Origin of the sequence: Izhakiella capsodis, assembly GCF_900115045.1 — a bacterium.
GTDB lineage: Bacteria > Pseudomonadota > Gammaproteobacteria > Enterobacterales > Enterobacteriaceae > Izhakiella > Izhakiella capsodis.
Genome location: NZ_FOVC01000003.1, coordinates 127,019 through 141,972 on the forward strand (window position 1 = coordinate 127,019; position 14,954 = coordinate 141,972).

The following is a 14,954-nucleotide window of genomic DNA, read 5'->3' on the forward strand; positions in this document are numbered from 1 at the left end:
GTTAACGTACCTTCAGCGTTGCCAGGCCAATCAGCACCAGCATCAGCGAGATAATCCAAAAGCGCACAATGACACGCGGCTCGGGCCAGCCTTTCAATTCATAGTGATGATGGATCGGCGCCATGCGAAAGATACGCTGACCACGCAGTTTGAAAGAGCCAACCTGCAGAATCACTGAGAGCGTTTCGACAACAAACACCCCCCCCATAATCAACAGCAGAAACTCCTGGCGGAGCAGCACCGCGATGGTACCCAATGCCCCACCCAGTGCCAGCGATCCCACATCGCCCATAAAAACCTGTGCCGGGTAGGTGTTAAACCAGAGAAAACCGAGTCCCGCACCAACAATTGCAGTGCAAACAATCACCAGCTCTCCCGCATGACGCAGATAGGGAATATGCAGGTAGTTTGCGAAGTTCATATTGCCGGTAGCCCAGGCAACAAGAGCAAAACCTGCGGCAACAAATACCGTTGGCATAATTGCCAGCCCGTCTAACCCATCGGTCAGGTTGACGGCATTACTGGTGCCGACGATGACAAAATAGGACAACAGAATATAAAGCAGGCCCAACTGAGGCATGATGTCTTTGAAAAACGGCACAACCAGTTCAGTAGCAGGGGTATCTTTTCCGACCGCATACATCGTAAATGCCACTCCCAGTGCAATCAGCGACTGCCAGAAGTACTTCCAGCGGGCGATAAGCCCTTTCGTATCCTTACGGACTACCTTGCGATAGTCATCGACGAAGCCAACGATGCCGTAGCCAATCAGAACCACCAGTACACACCAGACGTAGGGATTGGACGGGTATGCCCACATCAATACTGAAAGGGTAATTGAGGTCAGGATCATGATGCCGCCCATCGTCGGCGTGCCGCGTTTGCTGAAATGTGACTCTGGTCCGTCACTGCGAACGACCTGGCCGAAAGACATTTGCTGTAAACGCGTGATGAGCCGGGGCCCCATCCACAGAGAAATAAACAGCGCAGTCAGCAGGCTAACGATGGCGCGAAACGTCAGGTAAGAAAAGACGTTGAAACCCGAGTAATATTTGACCAGATATTCGGCCAGCCAGACTAACATGTGCCTTTCTCCTGCATGTAATGCACCACCTGCTCCATGGCCGCACTACGCGAGCCTTTTACCAGAACAGTCACTTGCTGATGGTCGTTCAACAGCGCCAGCGCGCGTGCAGCCAGCGTAGATTTATCAGTAAAATGTTCCCCAACACCGCTAGCTTCCGCGATAATTTGGCTCAGCTTACCGGTGCTTAGCACCTTATCAATGCCCGCCTGCCTTGCTGCCTCACCAACCTGACGATGACAACTTTCTGCTTCATCTCCTAGCTCTGCCATGTCGCCGACTATCATCACCCGGTAACCAGGCATCTCTGCAAGCGTCTGTACCGCCGCCTTCATTGAGCCAACGTTGGCGTTGTAGCTATCATCCAGCAGCAGCTTGTCATGGCTCAGTGCTATCGGAAACAGGCGTCCAGGCACCGCCTGTAAAGTTTTCAGCCCCTGCTGGATCGCCGTCAACGGGGCATCAACCGACAGCGCAAGGGCCGCTGCAGCCAGTGCATTCGCAATGTTATGCCGCCCCGGCAAGGGTAGCTGAACGGCGACGTGACCTACAGGCGTGTGCAGTGTAAATGCCGATCCTTGCGCGCTGATACGCACGTCACTGGCGTGGAAGTCATCTCCCGAGCTATCGCCCGCGGAGAAACGCCAGACGCGTTTATCTTCCAGCGCTGTCTGCCAGTTATCCCGATCGTTACTTTGCGCATTGATAATCGCGGTACCCTTCGGCGTTAGACCGGCGAAAATCTCGCCTTTGGCCTTCGCGACTCCTGCCAGCGAGCCAAATCCTTCGAGGTGTGCGGCGGCAAGGTTGTTCACCAGCGCGCTTTCGGGACGCACCAAATGAGTGGTATAGGCAATTTCGCCCTGATGGTTGGCGCCCAGCTCAATCACTGCGTAGCGATGCTGTGGTGTCAGGCGCAGCAGCGTCAGCGGCACGCCGATATCGTTATTGAGATTACCGGCGGTATAAAGCGTTTCGCCACAGCAGCGCAGGATAGCGGCGGTCATCTCTTTAACCGACGTTTTGCCAGATGAGCCTGTCAGCGCCACGACACGCGCTGAGCTTTGCTGCCGCACCCAACCTGCAAGCTGCCCAAGGGCAATACGCGTATCAGCTACCACCACCTGGGGCACCTCTACTTGTAAGTGCTTACTTACGATTAAAGATGTTGCCCCTGCGCTGATAGCATCGCCAACAAAATCATGAGCATCATAACGCTCGCCTTTCAGGGCAATAAACAGCGATCCCGACGCTACGCTGCGCGTGTCAGTTGTCACGCGATCAACGTTCAGGCTGTCACCCATTAATTTTCCATCTACCACGGTTGCCAGCTGTTGCAGGGTGAGGCTGATCATGCGATCACCCCCAATAAGCGCGCGACCGTCGTTCGGTCTGAGTAGTCCAGCCGCCGGTTACCGATAATCTGATAATCTTCATGCCCTTTGCCGGCGACCAGCACGATATCGTTTTCAGCTGCCTGCATAATGCTGTGGGTAACCGCTTGCGCCCGGCCCATCACCACACGGGCGCATCCGGGGTCCAGCAATCCGGTCAGAATGTCGCGAACAATTGCCTGCGGATCTTCGCTACGCGGATTATCATCGGTGACGACGACAACGTCGGCAAACTGCTCGGCAATCGCGCCCATGAGTGGGCGCTTACCTTTATCGCGGTCACCGCCACAGCCGAACACGCACCACAACTTACCCTCGCAATGTAACCGGGCCGCTTGCAATGCCTTCTCCAACGCATCCGGGGTATGGGCATAATCCACTACCACCGTCGGTTTAGTGGGAGAAGTAAATACCTCCATCCGCCCGCATACCGGCAGCAGCTGATGACTGCTGTTAACCAGCGCCTCAAGCGGATACCCAAGTGCCAGCAACGTCGCCAGTGCCAGCAACAAGTTGCTGACGTTAAATGCGCCCATCAGACGGCTATCGATGCAGCCAGCACCCCAGCTGGAATCAAAAACGATACGAGCGCCGTTGTCGTGATAATCAACCGCGTTCGCCTGTAACCAGCGGCCGTGAGCACCAGGGCGCAGATTATTATCCATTGTAACGGCCACGGCATCCGGTAAATTATCCAGCCAACGCCGCCCGACCTCATCATCAGCATTGATAATCGACTCACCCACCTGATGTTCAGAAAACAGTAACCATTTGGCAGACTCGTAATGCGCCATGTCGCCGTGATAATCCAGATGATCACGACTGAGGTTGGTAAATACCGCGGCGGCAAATGGCAGTGCGGCTACCCGATGCTGTGCCAGTCCGTGAGAGGAGACTTCCATCGCTGCAAGCGTAGCGCCTTCCCGTACCAGCCCATGAAGTATATGCTGCACGTCCACCGCCGAGCCGGTGGTATTTTCTGCTGCCACCAGCTTGCCATACAGGCCGTTGCCGACCGTTCCCATTACCGCACTCACATCCCCCAGCAGCTGCGCCCATTGCGCCAGCAGCTGCGTTGTTGTGGTTTTACCGTTAGTGCCTGTTACGCCAATCAGCTTGAGTTTTTCCGCCGGATTATCGTAAAAACGCCCGGCTAACGCCGACAGGCGCTGCGACAACTGAGCCAGATAAATTACCGGCACGCCGTGCATTTCGCTTACCTGCCCGTCAGCGGCTTCGCCTTCCGCTTCAGCCACCACTGCCGCGACACCCTGAGCAATCGCCTGAGGGATAAAGCGGCGCCCGTCCGCTGTATGACCTTTTACAGCCACAAACAGATCGCCGGCAGCCGCGATGCGGCTGTCCAGTGTCATGTCCCGGAGCACTCGCTCCGGCGCATTTGCTACCCAAGGGGCCAGCAATGCTCGCAAATTACGATCTGTCACCTGAGGCCTCTTTTTTATTGATAACCATCTCATTTTCTCCGGCTGGCAATGCATCCGGTTCAATATTCATTGTTCGCAACACGCCGCCCATAATGGCGCCAAATACCGGAGCGGAAACTGCACCACCATAATATTTGCCGGCCTGGGGATCGTTAATCACCACCACCAGAGCAAAACGCGGCTTGCTGGCAGGCGCAACGCCAGCGGTATAGGCAATATATTTGTTGATGTAATGGCCATCGGGACCGACTTTCTTCGCGGTCCCGGTCTTGATGGCAATACGGTAGCCTTTGATAGCGGCTTTAACGCCGCCGCCGCCGGGTAGTGCTACGCTCTCCATCATATGCACCACGGTTTTCACCAGGTCCTCGGGAAATATGCGCTGTCCGGCGACAGGCGGGTCGACTTTGGTAATTGACAGCGGACGATACACACCAAAGCTGCCGATAGTTGCATAGACTCGTGCTAACTGTAACGGCGTTACCATTAGCCCATAGCCGAAAGAGAAGGTGGCCCTCTCAATGTCAGACCACCGTTGTTTTTGGGGATATAAGCCACTGCTCTCTCCGACCAACCCCAAATTGGTCGTTTTACCCAGTCCAAAGCGAGAGTAAGTATCTACTAATGCTGAGGATGGCATCGCTAACGCAAGACGTGAAACCCCTACGTTACTCGACTTCTGCAATACCCCGGTCAGGGTTAATTCGTTGTAGCGCGCCACATCCTTAATCGGATGGCCATTGATGGTATAAGGCTCGGTGTTCAGTACGCTGTTTTCACGCACCACGCCACGCTGTAAAGCGGTCATCACCACCATCGGCTTTACTGTCGAACCGGGTTCAAAAATATCGGTAATTGCGCGATTACGCATGACGTCTTTGGGCGTGTTGCTGAGATTATTGGGGTTATATGCCGGGCTGTTCGCCATCGCCAGTACCTCGCCGGTATTAACATCGACCAGTACAGCGGTACCTGATTCCGCCTTGTTGAAGGAAACGGCATTATTTAACTCGCGATAGACCAGAGCCTGTAGGCGCTCGTCAATGCTCAGAACCAGATTATGTGCAGCCTGACTATCGACGGAAGAGATATCCTCAATGACGTGACCAAAGCGATCTTTGCGCACGGTGCGCTCGCCAGGCTGACCGGTAAGCCATTTATCAAAGCTCTTCTCCACACCCTCAATACCCTGACCGTCGATATTGGTAAAGCCGATCAGGTGCGAAGTCACCTGGCCTGCCGGATAGTATCGACGCGACTCTTCGCGCAGGTGGATCCCTGGCAACGTGAGTTTTTTGACGTAGGCCCCGATGTCCGGATTGACCTGGCGTGCCAGATAAACAAAACGCCCTTTAGGGTTAACGTTAATGCGTGCGGAGATCTGATCCAGCGGGATCGAAAGCGCGTCGGACAGCGCTCTCCAGCGGTTATCAATACTGACGCCTCCCTGGTCATTCAGCTCTTTCGGGTCCGCCCAAACGGCATTTACCGGCACGCTGACCGCCAGCGGACGACCAGCACGATCGCTAATCATACCGCGCGCGGCAGGAACTGCCTGGACGCGCAGCGAGCGCATATCTCCGGCACGTACCAGCTCGCCTGGATTGATAACTTGCAGCCAGGCCAACCGCGCCAGTAATCCACCCAATGCCAGCAAAACTCCCCCGCACAGCAACGCAAAACGCCAGCTTACGAAGCTGGCATGCAGTTCCTGCTTTTTCTTTTTCAGGGCGTTTGCGGCTCTCATTGAGTCCGTCGGTCCTTATGGCTCTACTACAATATGTTCCTGCGAAGGATCGACATGCTGCATATGCAGTTTTTCCGTCGCGATCCTTTCTACCCGGCTGTGATCACCTAACGCATTCTCTTCCAGGATGAGATTGCGCCATTCAATGTCGAGTGCATTCTTTTCCAGCATCAACTGCTCGCGCTGCGCCGTCAGCAGACGGGTTTTATGCACGGTAGTCACTACCAGTACGGCAGAAACCAGCACTGCGGCCAACAACAGCAGGGCCAGTTTGCCGTGGCGCATAATATCGCCACCAATAACGCCCGGCAGGCTGTGACGTTCTCCCGCCATCAGGAAGCGTTCCGTTCGGCAATGCGCAGTACTGAACTACGTGCCCGCGGATTAGCGGCAACTTCTCTCTCACCCGGCATCATCTTCCCAAGATTTTTAAGCTGAAAACCGCCGCGACTGCGCAATTGTGCTTCGGTAAGCGGCAATCCAGCAGGTACCTGAGGACCCCGGCTCTGCTCGCGCATAAAACGCTTTACAATCCGGTCTTCCAGCGAATGAAAGCTAATAATTGACAGACGACCGTGCGGGGCCAGCACCGCCAACGCGCCTTTAAGCGCCTGCTCAATCTCTTTCAGTTCGCTGTTAACCCAGATGCGAATAGCCTGAAAGCTACGTGTCGCCGGATGTTTAAATTTGTCTTTAACCGGCGTAGCGCTATCAATAACTGCCGCGAGATCTTTAGTACGAACGATCGGCTCGATCCGGTTTCGCTCGACGATGGCACGGGCAATACGCTTAGCAAAGCGCTCTTCACCGAAGGTTTTCAGCACAAAAGCGATGTCTTTTTCCTCTGCCTGCAACAACCATTCTGACGCCGAAAGCCCGCGCGTGGGATCCATCCGCATATCCAGCGGACCGTCACGCATAAAAGAAAAACCCCGTTCGGCATCGTCCAGCTGCGGCGAGGAGACGCCAAGATCGAGTAACACGCCGTTAATTTTGCCGTTCAGACCCCGTTCTTCAACGTATTCAGCCAGCGCCGAAAAGGGACCGTGGATAATAGAAAAGCGGGGGTCAGTAATCAAAGCGGCGGCGGCAATGGCGTGTGGATCGCGATCGATAGCGTACAGCTTTCCTCCCTCGCCGAGCAGTGAGAGGATCCGTTGCGAATGCCCACCTCGTCCAAAGGTGCCATCGATATAAATGCCATCGGACTGTATATTGAGGCCGTTCACGGCTTCATCCAGCAGCACTGTGGTGTGTTTAAAAGTTTCCTGCATAGCTAAAGTGACAAATCCTGCAAACGTTCAGACAGGGGTGTCTGCGCCAATTGTTCCGCGTCGATATCCTCCTTGACTTGCTGATACCAGGCTTTCTCATCCCAGAGTTCAAACTTGTTGAACTGCCCGACCAACATCACTTCTTTTACCAGGCTGGCATGCTGGCGGAGCGTATTCGCTACCAGCAAGCGACCGGCATTATCCATCTGACACTCGCTGGCATGACCCAGTAACAAACGCTGAACGCGCCGTTCAGCTGGGTTCATACTCGACAGACGTGACAACTTTTCTTCGATTATTTCCCATTCAGGCAGGGTATAAAGCAGCAGGCATGGCTGGTGGAGGTCAATGGTACAAACCATTTGCCCCTGTGATTCTCCGATTAACAATTCACGGTAGCGCGTTGGAACCGCAAGCCGCCCTTTGCTATCGAGATTGACTAACGTTGCTCCACGGAACATGCCAGCCTCACCCCTCTGTCACCCTTTCTCGCCACTTTAACCCACAAATTCCCACTAAAGGAGTTTACGAAGCGAAGGAAATCATTGTCAAGCCGCAGCCGCGGCCGAATGTGATTATTTCTAAACAGGTTTAAGCATCAGAATGTGAGAAATGAAATCAGCCTGAACAAAAATAGAAATTAACCCGATGAATAATGACAAGAATTTCTAAAATTTCGCAGCAAAATGGAAATTAGCGTCCACATTGAGGGGAAAATAATTAATACATTCAATTTGCGATCGAGGCGAATTTTAAGTCATTTCCTAAATGTTTCCCGGCAGAACGCCATCCGGTAATGTCAAAAAGCCGCGCGCGAACAGAACAAGATGCATGCCCGCAAGAAGGCAGGGGAAGTTTATTCTTAAAGAACCAATAGAATAATCCGTACCGAATATTGTGTTTTCTATTAATTTGAAACCTTTATTGTCAGAAAGTACCGCTGAGGGATAAATACTATATTCCACAGCATAGATTGCATATTAAATCATACCCGGAGGAAAGGGGGCGTCACCCCCACGGAGAGTTAGCACGTTCTGCGGTTTAACAAGCCGCGATGAAACAGGTTGCGTCGGATACAGGTCAGACCTACCTTAGGCTTGCGCGGTTCGTCCAGACTGGAGAGAACCAGCTCCAGTACCCGCTCCGCAACGTCGCGATGGCGCTGGCCAACAGCCAGAACCGGACACTCAAGGAAATCGAGTAATTCATGATCGCCAAAAGTTGCAATGGTCAGGTCTTTCGGTAAACGCCCCTCACGTTTCAGCGTGGTATCCATTACGCCTTGTAATAAACCAAAAGAGGTGGTGAACAGGGCTTCAGGCATGGGTTTGTCCTGCAAATATTGTTCAAACAGGCTGGCCGCAGCGCGGCGCTCAAAGCTATCGGCATACAGATATTCTACGGGACGTTCATCTCCCTGCCACGCCTGACGAAAACCTATTTCACGTAAAAAGCTCACCGACAACTCCGGTAGAGCGCCGAGATAAAGCACGTTGTTTACCGGTAGCTTGCGCAGTTCACCGGCTAACGCTTCGGCATCGTCCTGATCGGCACCCACTACGCTGGTAAAATGCTCCCGGTCCAACGCGCGATCCAGCGCGATAATTGGCAATGGATCATTGATCCAACGCTGATAGAAAGGATGCTCAGGCGGCAGCGATGTGGAAACGATAATGGCATCCACTTGGCGCTGTAGCAGGTGCTCAACGCAACGCATTTCGTTATCGGGCAAATCTTCAGAACAGGCGATCAGTAGCTGATAGCCGCGCTGACGCGCCTGACGCTCCAGATAATTGGCAATTCGGGTATAGCTGGTATTTTCCAGATCAGGGATCACCAGACCAATTGAACGGGTACGCCCGGCGCGCAAGCCAGCCGCTACCGCATTAGGGTGATAATTATGCTCACGCACTACGGCCATGACTTTCTCGACGGTTTTTTCGCTGACACGATACTGCCTTGCCTTGCCGTTAATCACATAGCTGGCCGTGGTGCGCGATACGCCGGCGAGGCGCGCTATTTCATCCAGTTTCACACATCCCCCATTATTCGCCTATTACGCCGACATTCTACCAGCCATAGTGCAGGTATGGATAAATCAATCTTAACATTCAATAGCAGAATGCGTGGATGAGCAATAGCTTTCGTCAGAGAGATCTTATTGTTATGCACAATAAAAAACCCAGCCGCAGCCGGGTTCCGTACCATTGACTCGCTGACGGTTCGACTAGCGCATAATTTTGTCGCCACGGGAGACGCCCACCACGCCCGAGCGCACCACTTCGACTATCTCTGCGACTTCACGCACGGTATCGAGAAAAGCATTCAGCTTGTCGCTGGTCCCTGCCAGTTGCACGGTATAGAGCGAAGGCGTGACATCGATGATCTGCCCGCGGAAAATCTCAGCGCAGCGCTTAACCTCTTCGCGACCATAGCCCTTAGCCTGCAGCTTAACCAGCATGATCTCGCGCTCAACATAAGTGCCCTGGACCAGTTCACTGACGCGTAGTACGTCAACCAGCTTGTGCAGTTGCTTTTCAATCTGCTCCTGCACTTTATCATCACCGACGGTCTGAATGGTCATTCGCGACAGCGTCGGATCGTCAGTCGGTGCCACGGTAAGGCTTTCAATGTTGTAACCGCGCTGTGAGAACAAGCCAACTACACGGGATAATGCGCCGGACTCGTTTTCCAGTAATACCGATAAAATTCGACGCATAATCAGGTCCTCTCCGTTTTGCTTAACCACATTTCATCCATACCACCACCGCGTATATGCATCGGATACACGTGTTCGCTGCCATCCACGACAACGTCAACAAACACCAGCCGGCCTTTGCTAAGCTGCTCCAGCGCCTGCGTTAATTTACTTTCCAGCTGCGGCGGGTTTTCTATCGAAATGCCCACATGACCGTAGGCTTCTGCGAGGCGGACAAAGTCTGGCAACGACTGCATATATGACTGGGAGTGACGCCCTGAATAGATCATATCCTGCCACTGCTTGACCATACCGAGATAGCGGTTGTTGAGGTTGAGCACTAACACTGGCAGATCGTATTGCAATGCGGTAGACAGCTCCTGAATATTCATCTGGATGCTACCGTCACCGGTTACACAAATAACCGTTTCATCCGGCAAGGCCAGCTTCACACCCAGCGCAGCGGGTAATCCGAAGCCCATCGTGCCCAGGCCACCGGAGTTAATCCAGCGACGGGGCTTATCAAACTGATAATAGAGCGCAGCAAACATCTGATGCTGGCCCACGTCTGAAGCGACATAGGCCTCGCCCTTTGTCAACCGGTAAATAGTTTCAATCACCGCCTGCGGTTTGATCGTTTCACTGTGACGATCGAACGCCAGGCATTTCCGGCCGCGCCAGCGTTCGATCTGCTGCCACCATTCACGCAGGCTATCGTCATTTTGCCCGCTATCACTCTGGGCCAGTTGTTCCAGCAGCTGCTCGAGAACCCGCTTTGCATCGCCGACGATAGGAATATCAGCCTCTACGGTTTTCGAAATCGAGGTGGGGTCGATATCAATGTGCAACACAGTGGCATTTGGGCAATATTTCGCAAGATTGTTCGTGGTCCGATCGTCAAAGCGCACGCCTACGGCAAAAATCAGGTCGGCGTTATGCATCGTCATATTGGCTTCATAGGTACCATGCATACCCAGCATGCCGAGGCTCTGAGGATGCGTTCCCGGAAAGCAGCCCAGACCCATTAAAGACGTGGTCACCGGCAAGCTAAGCTGTTGTGCCAGCTGGCATAACGCCGATTCACAGCCGGAAGTAATCACGCCACCGCCAGCGTAAAGCACCGGACGCTGCGCCTGTAATAGTGTCTGAAGCGCACGACGAATCTGCCCTTTATGGCCCTGCGTCGTCGGATTGTAAGAGCGCATACTGACGCTATCAGGCCAGGCGTAAGGCAGTTTGTTGGCCGGATTAAGAATATCTTTAGGCAGATCGATAACCACCGGACCGGGTCGCCCGCTGGCCGCCAGCCAGAAGGCTTTTTTCAGTATGCCGGGTATGTCTTCGGTTTGCTTAACCAGGAAGCTGTGTTTTACCACCGGACGGGAAATCCCCACCATGTCACATTCCTGAAATGCGTCGTACCCTATCAGCGAAGAAGGCACCTGACCGGACAGGATCACCAGCGGAACAGAATCCATATAAGCGGTCGCAATGCCCGTAATCGCATTGGTGGCCCCCGGCCCGGAGGTGACCAGTACGACGCCTGTATCGCCGGTCGAACGCGCATAACCATCGGCCATATGGACGGCACCCTGCTCGTGGCGAACTAAAATATGATCGATACCGCCGACCGTTTGCAGAGCGTCATAAATATCAAGAACCGCTCCGCCAGGGTAACCGAATACGTGTTTTACGCCCTGGTCAATTAGCGACCGGACCACCATCTCAGCTCCTGACAACATCTCCATTTTTGCCTCCAGGCTTTAAGGGATACCGAATTAACCTGCAACGACGACCACACGCCTGATGTGACGGCCGCCTGACAAGGTCGAAATCATTATTGTGGGCATGGAATTCATTTCCACGCTGGGTACAGAGTCGTTGCCCTGCATGATTTGATAGCATCTGCCAAATTACCTTAACCGCAGAAGGGCTGGCAGGCAAACGCCATCGGGGATGATTTAAATCTGTTTATGCTGATGCTTTTTTGATGATTTTTGGCCAAAAGCTAATAATGCCGCATAACTGAAAAATAAAAAGGCCCAACGTTGGTTGATTATTTTGCAACATGACAATCATGGCGTGATTATATTTTGTCATTGAAAGAAACCCCGACTCATCACAAAGCACTTTTTTATCGCCTGACACTGATAAAGTTCGATCGACCAGCACAGTAAATATAATCAACATATTTCACCGGTAATCAGGCAATACGTCATAAAAATATGCTGTTGAGCTAAGGATGGAATCAGGACCTGATGACGCTAATTTTTTAGCGATCCTGTCGAATATAAATGATAAAAACATTGATTATTATAAGATTACCAAAAGTCACCTGGCTGGATGCCTCGTTTTTTTTCGAACAGCCTGTCGCGCTGTAGAGCGTGAATAACCGGGGTTGCCTGGTGGTTGACATCCCCCCCCAAATCAAGTACCAATTAATACATTGATAACTTATTGAGGTTTGCAGGTGATGTCATATACCCGTCGTCTATCAGGTCTACTACTCGATGCCTTAACTGTGCGCGGTAGACTTGTGGGTGATATTACTGAGTAATCCAAACCTGCAAAAGATCTAAAAACCCGCGCCATGTCGCGGGTTTTTTTATGCATGTTGCTACGGCGACACAAACCGACAAGGAACAATCCAATGAGCCAACAAGTCATCATTTTCGACACGACTCTGCGAGATGGCGAACAAGCATTACAGGCCAGCCTGAGTGTTAAAGAGAAGCTGCAAATTGCGCTGGCACTGGAGAGAGTTGGCGTTGACGTAATGGAAGTCGGTTTTCCCGTTTCTTCTCCCGGTGATTTCGAATCGGTTAAGACCATCGCCCGTCAGATAAAAAATAGCCGCGTTTGCGGACTGGCACGGTGCGTTGAGAAAGATATTGATGCCGCTTATGAAGCGCTGCGCGTTGCTGAAGCCTTCCGTATTCATACTTTTATCGCCACCTCGCCAATGCACATCGCCACCAAGCTGCACAGCACCCTGCCGGATGTAATTGAACGGGCGGTACACATGGTTAAACGCGCGCGCAATTATACTGACGACGTTGAGTTCTCCTGTGAGGATGGTGGCCGCACGCCCATAGACGACCTGTGTCGTGTCGTTGAAGCGGCAATCGATGCCGGGGCGACCACCATCAATATACCCGATACCGTTGGTTACACCCTGCCTCATGAGTACGCCACTATTTTTGCTCAACTGCGTCAACGCGTACCGAACATTGATAAAGCAATTTTGTCGGTTCATACCCACGATGATCTGGGCATGGCCGTAGGCAACTCACTGGCCGCCGTGATGGCGGGCGCACGTCAGATTGAGGGGGCTATGAATGGTCTGGGGGAACGCGCGGGTAACTGCTCACTTGAAGAAGTCATTATGGCGATCAAAACGCGCAGTCAGCTGATGAATGTTCACACGAACATCAATCATCACGAGCTTTACCGCACCTGCCAGACCGTCAGCCAGATTTGTAATATGCCGATCCCGGCACACAAAGCCATTATCGGCACCAATGCCTTTGCCCACTCCTCCGGCATTCACCAGGATGGCGTACTGAAAAACCGCGAAAACTATGAAATCCTGACGCCGGAGTCCATCGGCATGAAGCAGGTGCAGCTGAACCTGACTTCGCGCTCAGGACGCGCGGCGGTGAAACACCGAATGGATGAGATGGGCTACCAGGAAACCGACTATAACCTGGACACGCTGTATGACGCCTTTAAAGCACTGGCGGATAAGAAAGGACAGGTATTCGACTACGATCTGGAAGCTCTGGCATTTATCAACAAGCAGCATGAAGAGCCAGAATTTTTCCAGCTGGAAAGTTTCAGCGTGCAATCCGGTTCAACCATCCTTGCGACGGGTTCCGTACAGCTGAAATGCGGTTCGGAAATCAAAGCCGAAGCGGCTAACGGTAACGGCCCGGTTGACGCTGTTTATCAGGCGATTAACCGCATTGCTGGCTATGATGCCGAACTGATCAAGTATCAGCTGACCGCTAAAGGTCACGGTAAGGACGCGCTGGGCCAGGTAGATATCGTGGTGAATTATAACGGTAGAAAGTTTCACGGTGTCGGCCTTGCAACAGATATCGTGGAAGCCTCAGCCAAAGCGATGATTAACGCTCTGAATACTATCTGGCGCGCACGTCAGGTAGAACAAGAACTGCAACGCAAATCAGCTAATCAGAACCAGAAGGAAACGGTGTAATGTCTAAAGATTATCATATCGCGGTATTACCTGGCGACGGTATCGGTCCGGAAGTCATGAGACAGGCAATAAAAGTCCTGGACGCGATACGTAAGCGGTTTGACATGCCTATTACTACCAGCGAATATGACGTCGGCGGTATCGCCATCGATCGTCACGGCCAGCCGTTGCCACCGGCAACTGTCGCAGGTTGTGAACAGGCTGACGCCATCTTATTTGGCTCGGTCGGCGGCCCCCAGTGGGAACACCTGCCTCCCGCTGAGCAACCAGAGCGCGGTGCGCTGTTGCCGCTGCGTAAGCATTTCAAACTATTCAGCAACCTGCGTCCTGCCAACCTGTACAAAGGCCTGGAAGCTTTCTGCCCACTGCGCAGTGATATTGCCGCTAACGGCTTCAACATCTTATGCGTACGCGAGCTGACCGGTGGCATCTATTTTGGTCAACCCAAAGGCCGTGAAGGCAGCGGTTCTGATGAACGCGCTTATGATACCGAGGTCTATCATCGCTTTGAGATCGAACGCATCGCACGTGTTGCATTTGAATCTGCGCGTAAGCGCCGCCGCAAGGTAACATCTATTGATAAAGCTAACGTGCTGCAAACCTCAGTCATGTGGCGCGAAGTGGTCAACGAAATCGCTAAAGCCTACCCGGACGTTGCGCTGAGCCATATGTACATTGATAACGCCACCATGCAGCTTATCAAAGATCCGTCCCAGTTTGACGTACTGCTCTGCTCTAACCTGTTCGGCGATATTCTTTCCGATGAGTGCGCCATGATAACCGGCTCAATGGGCATGCTGCCTTCAGCCAGCCTCAACGCCGACGGTTTTGGTCTGTATGAACCAGCAGGCGGATCCGCCCCGGACATCGCAGATAAAAATATTGCTAACCCGGTGGCACAAATCCTGTCGCTCTCGCTGTTACTGCGTTTTAGCCTGAATGCCGATGAAGCCGCCAATGCGATTGAAAGCGCCATCAATAATGCGTTAGAAAAAGGCTATCGCACCCGCGACCTGGCTGGCGGCGGTCAGTTTGTTAGCACCGATGAAATGGGCACGATCATCGCCCGCTTCATCGCCGAAGGAAAATAAAA

13 protein-coding genes are annotated in these 14,954 nt (G+C 52.8%); 2 read left to right on the forward strand and 11 right to left on the reverse strand.

The annotated features are described in order from the left end of the window. Position 1: 1 nt before the first annotated feature. From mraY to BM191_RS06670, 11 genes are all read right to left on the reverse strand, one after another. On the reverse strand, positions 2 to 1,084 hold the full coding sequence (mraY, locus tag BM191_RS06620; RefSeq protein WP_092876397.1) for a phospho-N-acetylmuramoyl-pentapeptide-transferase: 1,083 nt from the start codon (positions 1,082 to 1,084) through the stop codon (positions 2 to 4). Next, positions 1,078 to 2,439 (reverse strand): UDP-N-acetylmuramoyl-tripeptide--D-alanyl-D-alanine ligase, encoded by a 1,362-nt coding sequence (gene murF, locus BM191_RS06625; protein WP_092876399.1) that lies wholly within the window; start codon positions 2,437 to 2,439, stop codon positions 1,078 to 1,080. The genes mraY and murF overlap by 7 nt, the downstream gene beginning before the upstream one ends. Beyond that, entirely contained in the window at positions 2,436 to 3,923 is a 1,488-nt protein-coding gene (murE, locus tag BM191_RS06630) for a UDP-N-acetylmuramoyl-L-alanyl-D-glutamate--2,6-diaminopimelate ligase (protein WP_092876401.1), read from the reverse strand. Before murE ends, murF begins: the two co-directional genes overlap by 4 nt. Beyond that, positions 3,910 to 5,670 carry a peptidoglycan glycosyltransferase FtsI gene (locus BM191_RS06635; RefSeq protein WP_092876403.1) on the reverse strand — a complete coding sequence of 587 codons (1,761 nt, stop codon included), beginning with the start codon at positions 5,668 to 5,670 and terminating at the stop codon, positions 3,910 to 3,912. Before BM191_RS06635 ends, murE begins: the two co-directional genes overlap by 14 nt. Before the next feature lie 15 nt (positions 5,671 to 5,685). Next, entirely contained in the window at positions 5,686 to 6,006 is a 321-nt protein-coding gene (gene ftsL / locus BM191_RS06640) for a cell division protein FtsL (RefSeq protein WP_177203310.1), read from the reverse strand. Next, positions 6,003 to 6,944, reverse strand: a complete 942-nt coding sequence (rsmH, locus tag BM191_RS06645) for a 16S rRNA (cytosine(1402)-N(4))-methyltransferase RsmH (protein ID WP_092876407.1) — start codon at positions 6,942 to 6,944, stop codon at positions 6,003 to 6,005. The genes ftsL and rsmH overlap by 4 nt, the downstream gene beginning before the upstream one ends. A 2-nt stretch (positions 6,945 to 6,946) precedes the next feature. After that, positions 6,947 to 7,405, reverse strand: coding sequence for a division/cell wall cluster transcriptional repressor MraZ (gene mraZ / locus BM191_RS06650; protein WP_092876409.1), 459 nt, complete (start codon positions 7,403 to 7,405; stop codon positions 6,947 to 6,949). 563 nt (positions 7,406 to 7,968) lie between these two features. Then, on the reverse strand, positions 7,969 to 8,979 hold the full coding sequence (cra, locus tag BM191_RS06655) for a catabolite repressor/activator (protein WP_092876411.1): 1,011 nt from the start codon (positions 8,977 to 8,979) through the stop codon (positions 7,969 to 7,971). A gap of 192 nt (positions 8,980 to 9,171) precedes the next feature. After that, the gene (ilvN, locus tag BM191_RS06660; RefSeq protein ID WP_092876413.1) at positions 9,172 to 9,663 is read right to left on the reverse strand and encodes an acetolactate synthase small subunit; all 492 of its coding nucleotides are present in this window, start codon (positions 9,661 to 9,663) and stop codon (positions 9,172 to 9,174) included. Positions 9,664 to 9,665: 2 nt separating this feature from the next. Next, on the reverse strand, positions 9,666 to 11,390 hold the full coding sequence (ilvI, locus tag BM191_RS06665) for an acetolactate synthase 3 large subunit (protein WP_092876415.1): 1,725 nt from the start codon (positions 11,388 to 11,390) through the stop codon (positions 9,666 to 9,668). A gap of 223 nt (positions 11,391 to 11,613) precedes the next feature. Beyond that, positions 11,614 to 11,832 carry a hypothetical protein gene (locus tag BM191_RS06670; RefSeq protein WP_092876417.1) on the reverse strand — a complete coding sequence of 73 codons (219 nt, stop codon included), beginning with the start codon at positions 11,830 to 11,832 and terminating at the stop codon, positions 11,614 to 11,616. A gap of 460 nt (positions 11,833 to 12,292) precedes the next feature. On the opposite strand from BM191_RS06670, the gene leuA reads away from it, so the two are divergent. Further along, a complete protein-coding gene (gene leuA, locus BM191_RS06675; RefSeq protein ID WP_092876419.1) occupies positions 12,293 to 13,861 on the forward strand; it encodes a 2-isopropylmalate synthase in 1,569 nt (522 codons plus the stop codon). Then, on the forward strand, positions 13,861 to 14,952 hold the full coding sequence (gene leuB / locus BM191_RS06680) for a 3-isopropylmalate dehydrogenase (protein ID WP_092876421.1): 1,092 nt from the start codon (positions 13,861 to 13,863) through the stop codon (positions 14,950 to 14,952). Before leuA ends, leuB begins: the two co-directional genes overlap by 1 nt. Positions 14,953 to 14,954 lie beyond the last annotated feature (2 nt).

Bases quoted from the DNA above. Each gene is read 5' to 3' on its own strand.
- rsmH (WP_092876407.1), bottom strand. From the start codon at position 6,944: ATGCAGGAAACTTTTAAACACACCACAGTGCTGCTGGATGAAGCCGTG.
- BM191_RS06635 (WP_092876403.1), bottom strand. From the start codon at position 5,670: ATGAGAGCCGCAAACGCCCTGAAAAAGAAAAAGCAGGAACTGCATGCC.
- BM191_RS06670 (WP_092876417.1), bottom strand. From the start codon at position 11,832: ATGTTGATTATATTTACTGTGCTGGTCGATCGAACTTTATCAGTGTCA.
- leuB (WP_092876421.1), top strand. From the start codon at position 13,861: ATGTCTAAAGATTATCATATCGCGGTATTACCTGGCGACGGTATCGGT.
- ilvI (WP_092876415.1), bottom strand. From the start codon at position 11,390: ATGGAGATGTTGTCAGGAGCTGAGATGGTGGTCCGGTCGCTAATTGAC.
- ilvN (WP_092876413.1), bottom strand. From the start codon at position 9,663: ATGCGTCGAATTTTATCGGTATTACTGGAAAACGAGTCCGGCGCATTA.
- leuA (WP_092876419.1), top strand. From the start codon at position 12,293: ATGAGCCAACAAGTCATCATTTTCGACACGACTCTGCGAGATGGCGAA.
- mraY (WP_092876397.1), bottom strand. From the start codon at position 1,084: ATGTTAGTCTGGCTGGCCGAATATCTGGTCAAATATTACTCGGGTTTC.
- mraZ (WP_092876409.1), bottom strand. From the start codon at position 7,405: ATGTTCCGTGGAGCAACGTTAGTCAATCTCGATAGCAAAGGGCGGCTT.
- murF (WP_092876399.1), bottom strand. From the start codon at position 2,439: ATGATCAGCCTCACCCTGCAACAGCTGGCAACCGTGGTAGATGGAAAA.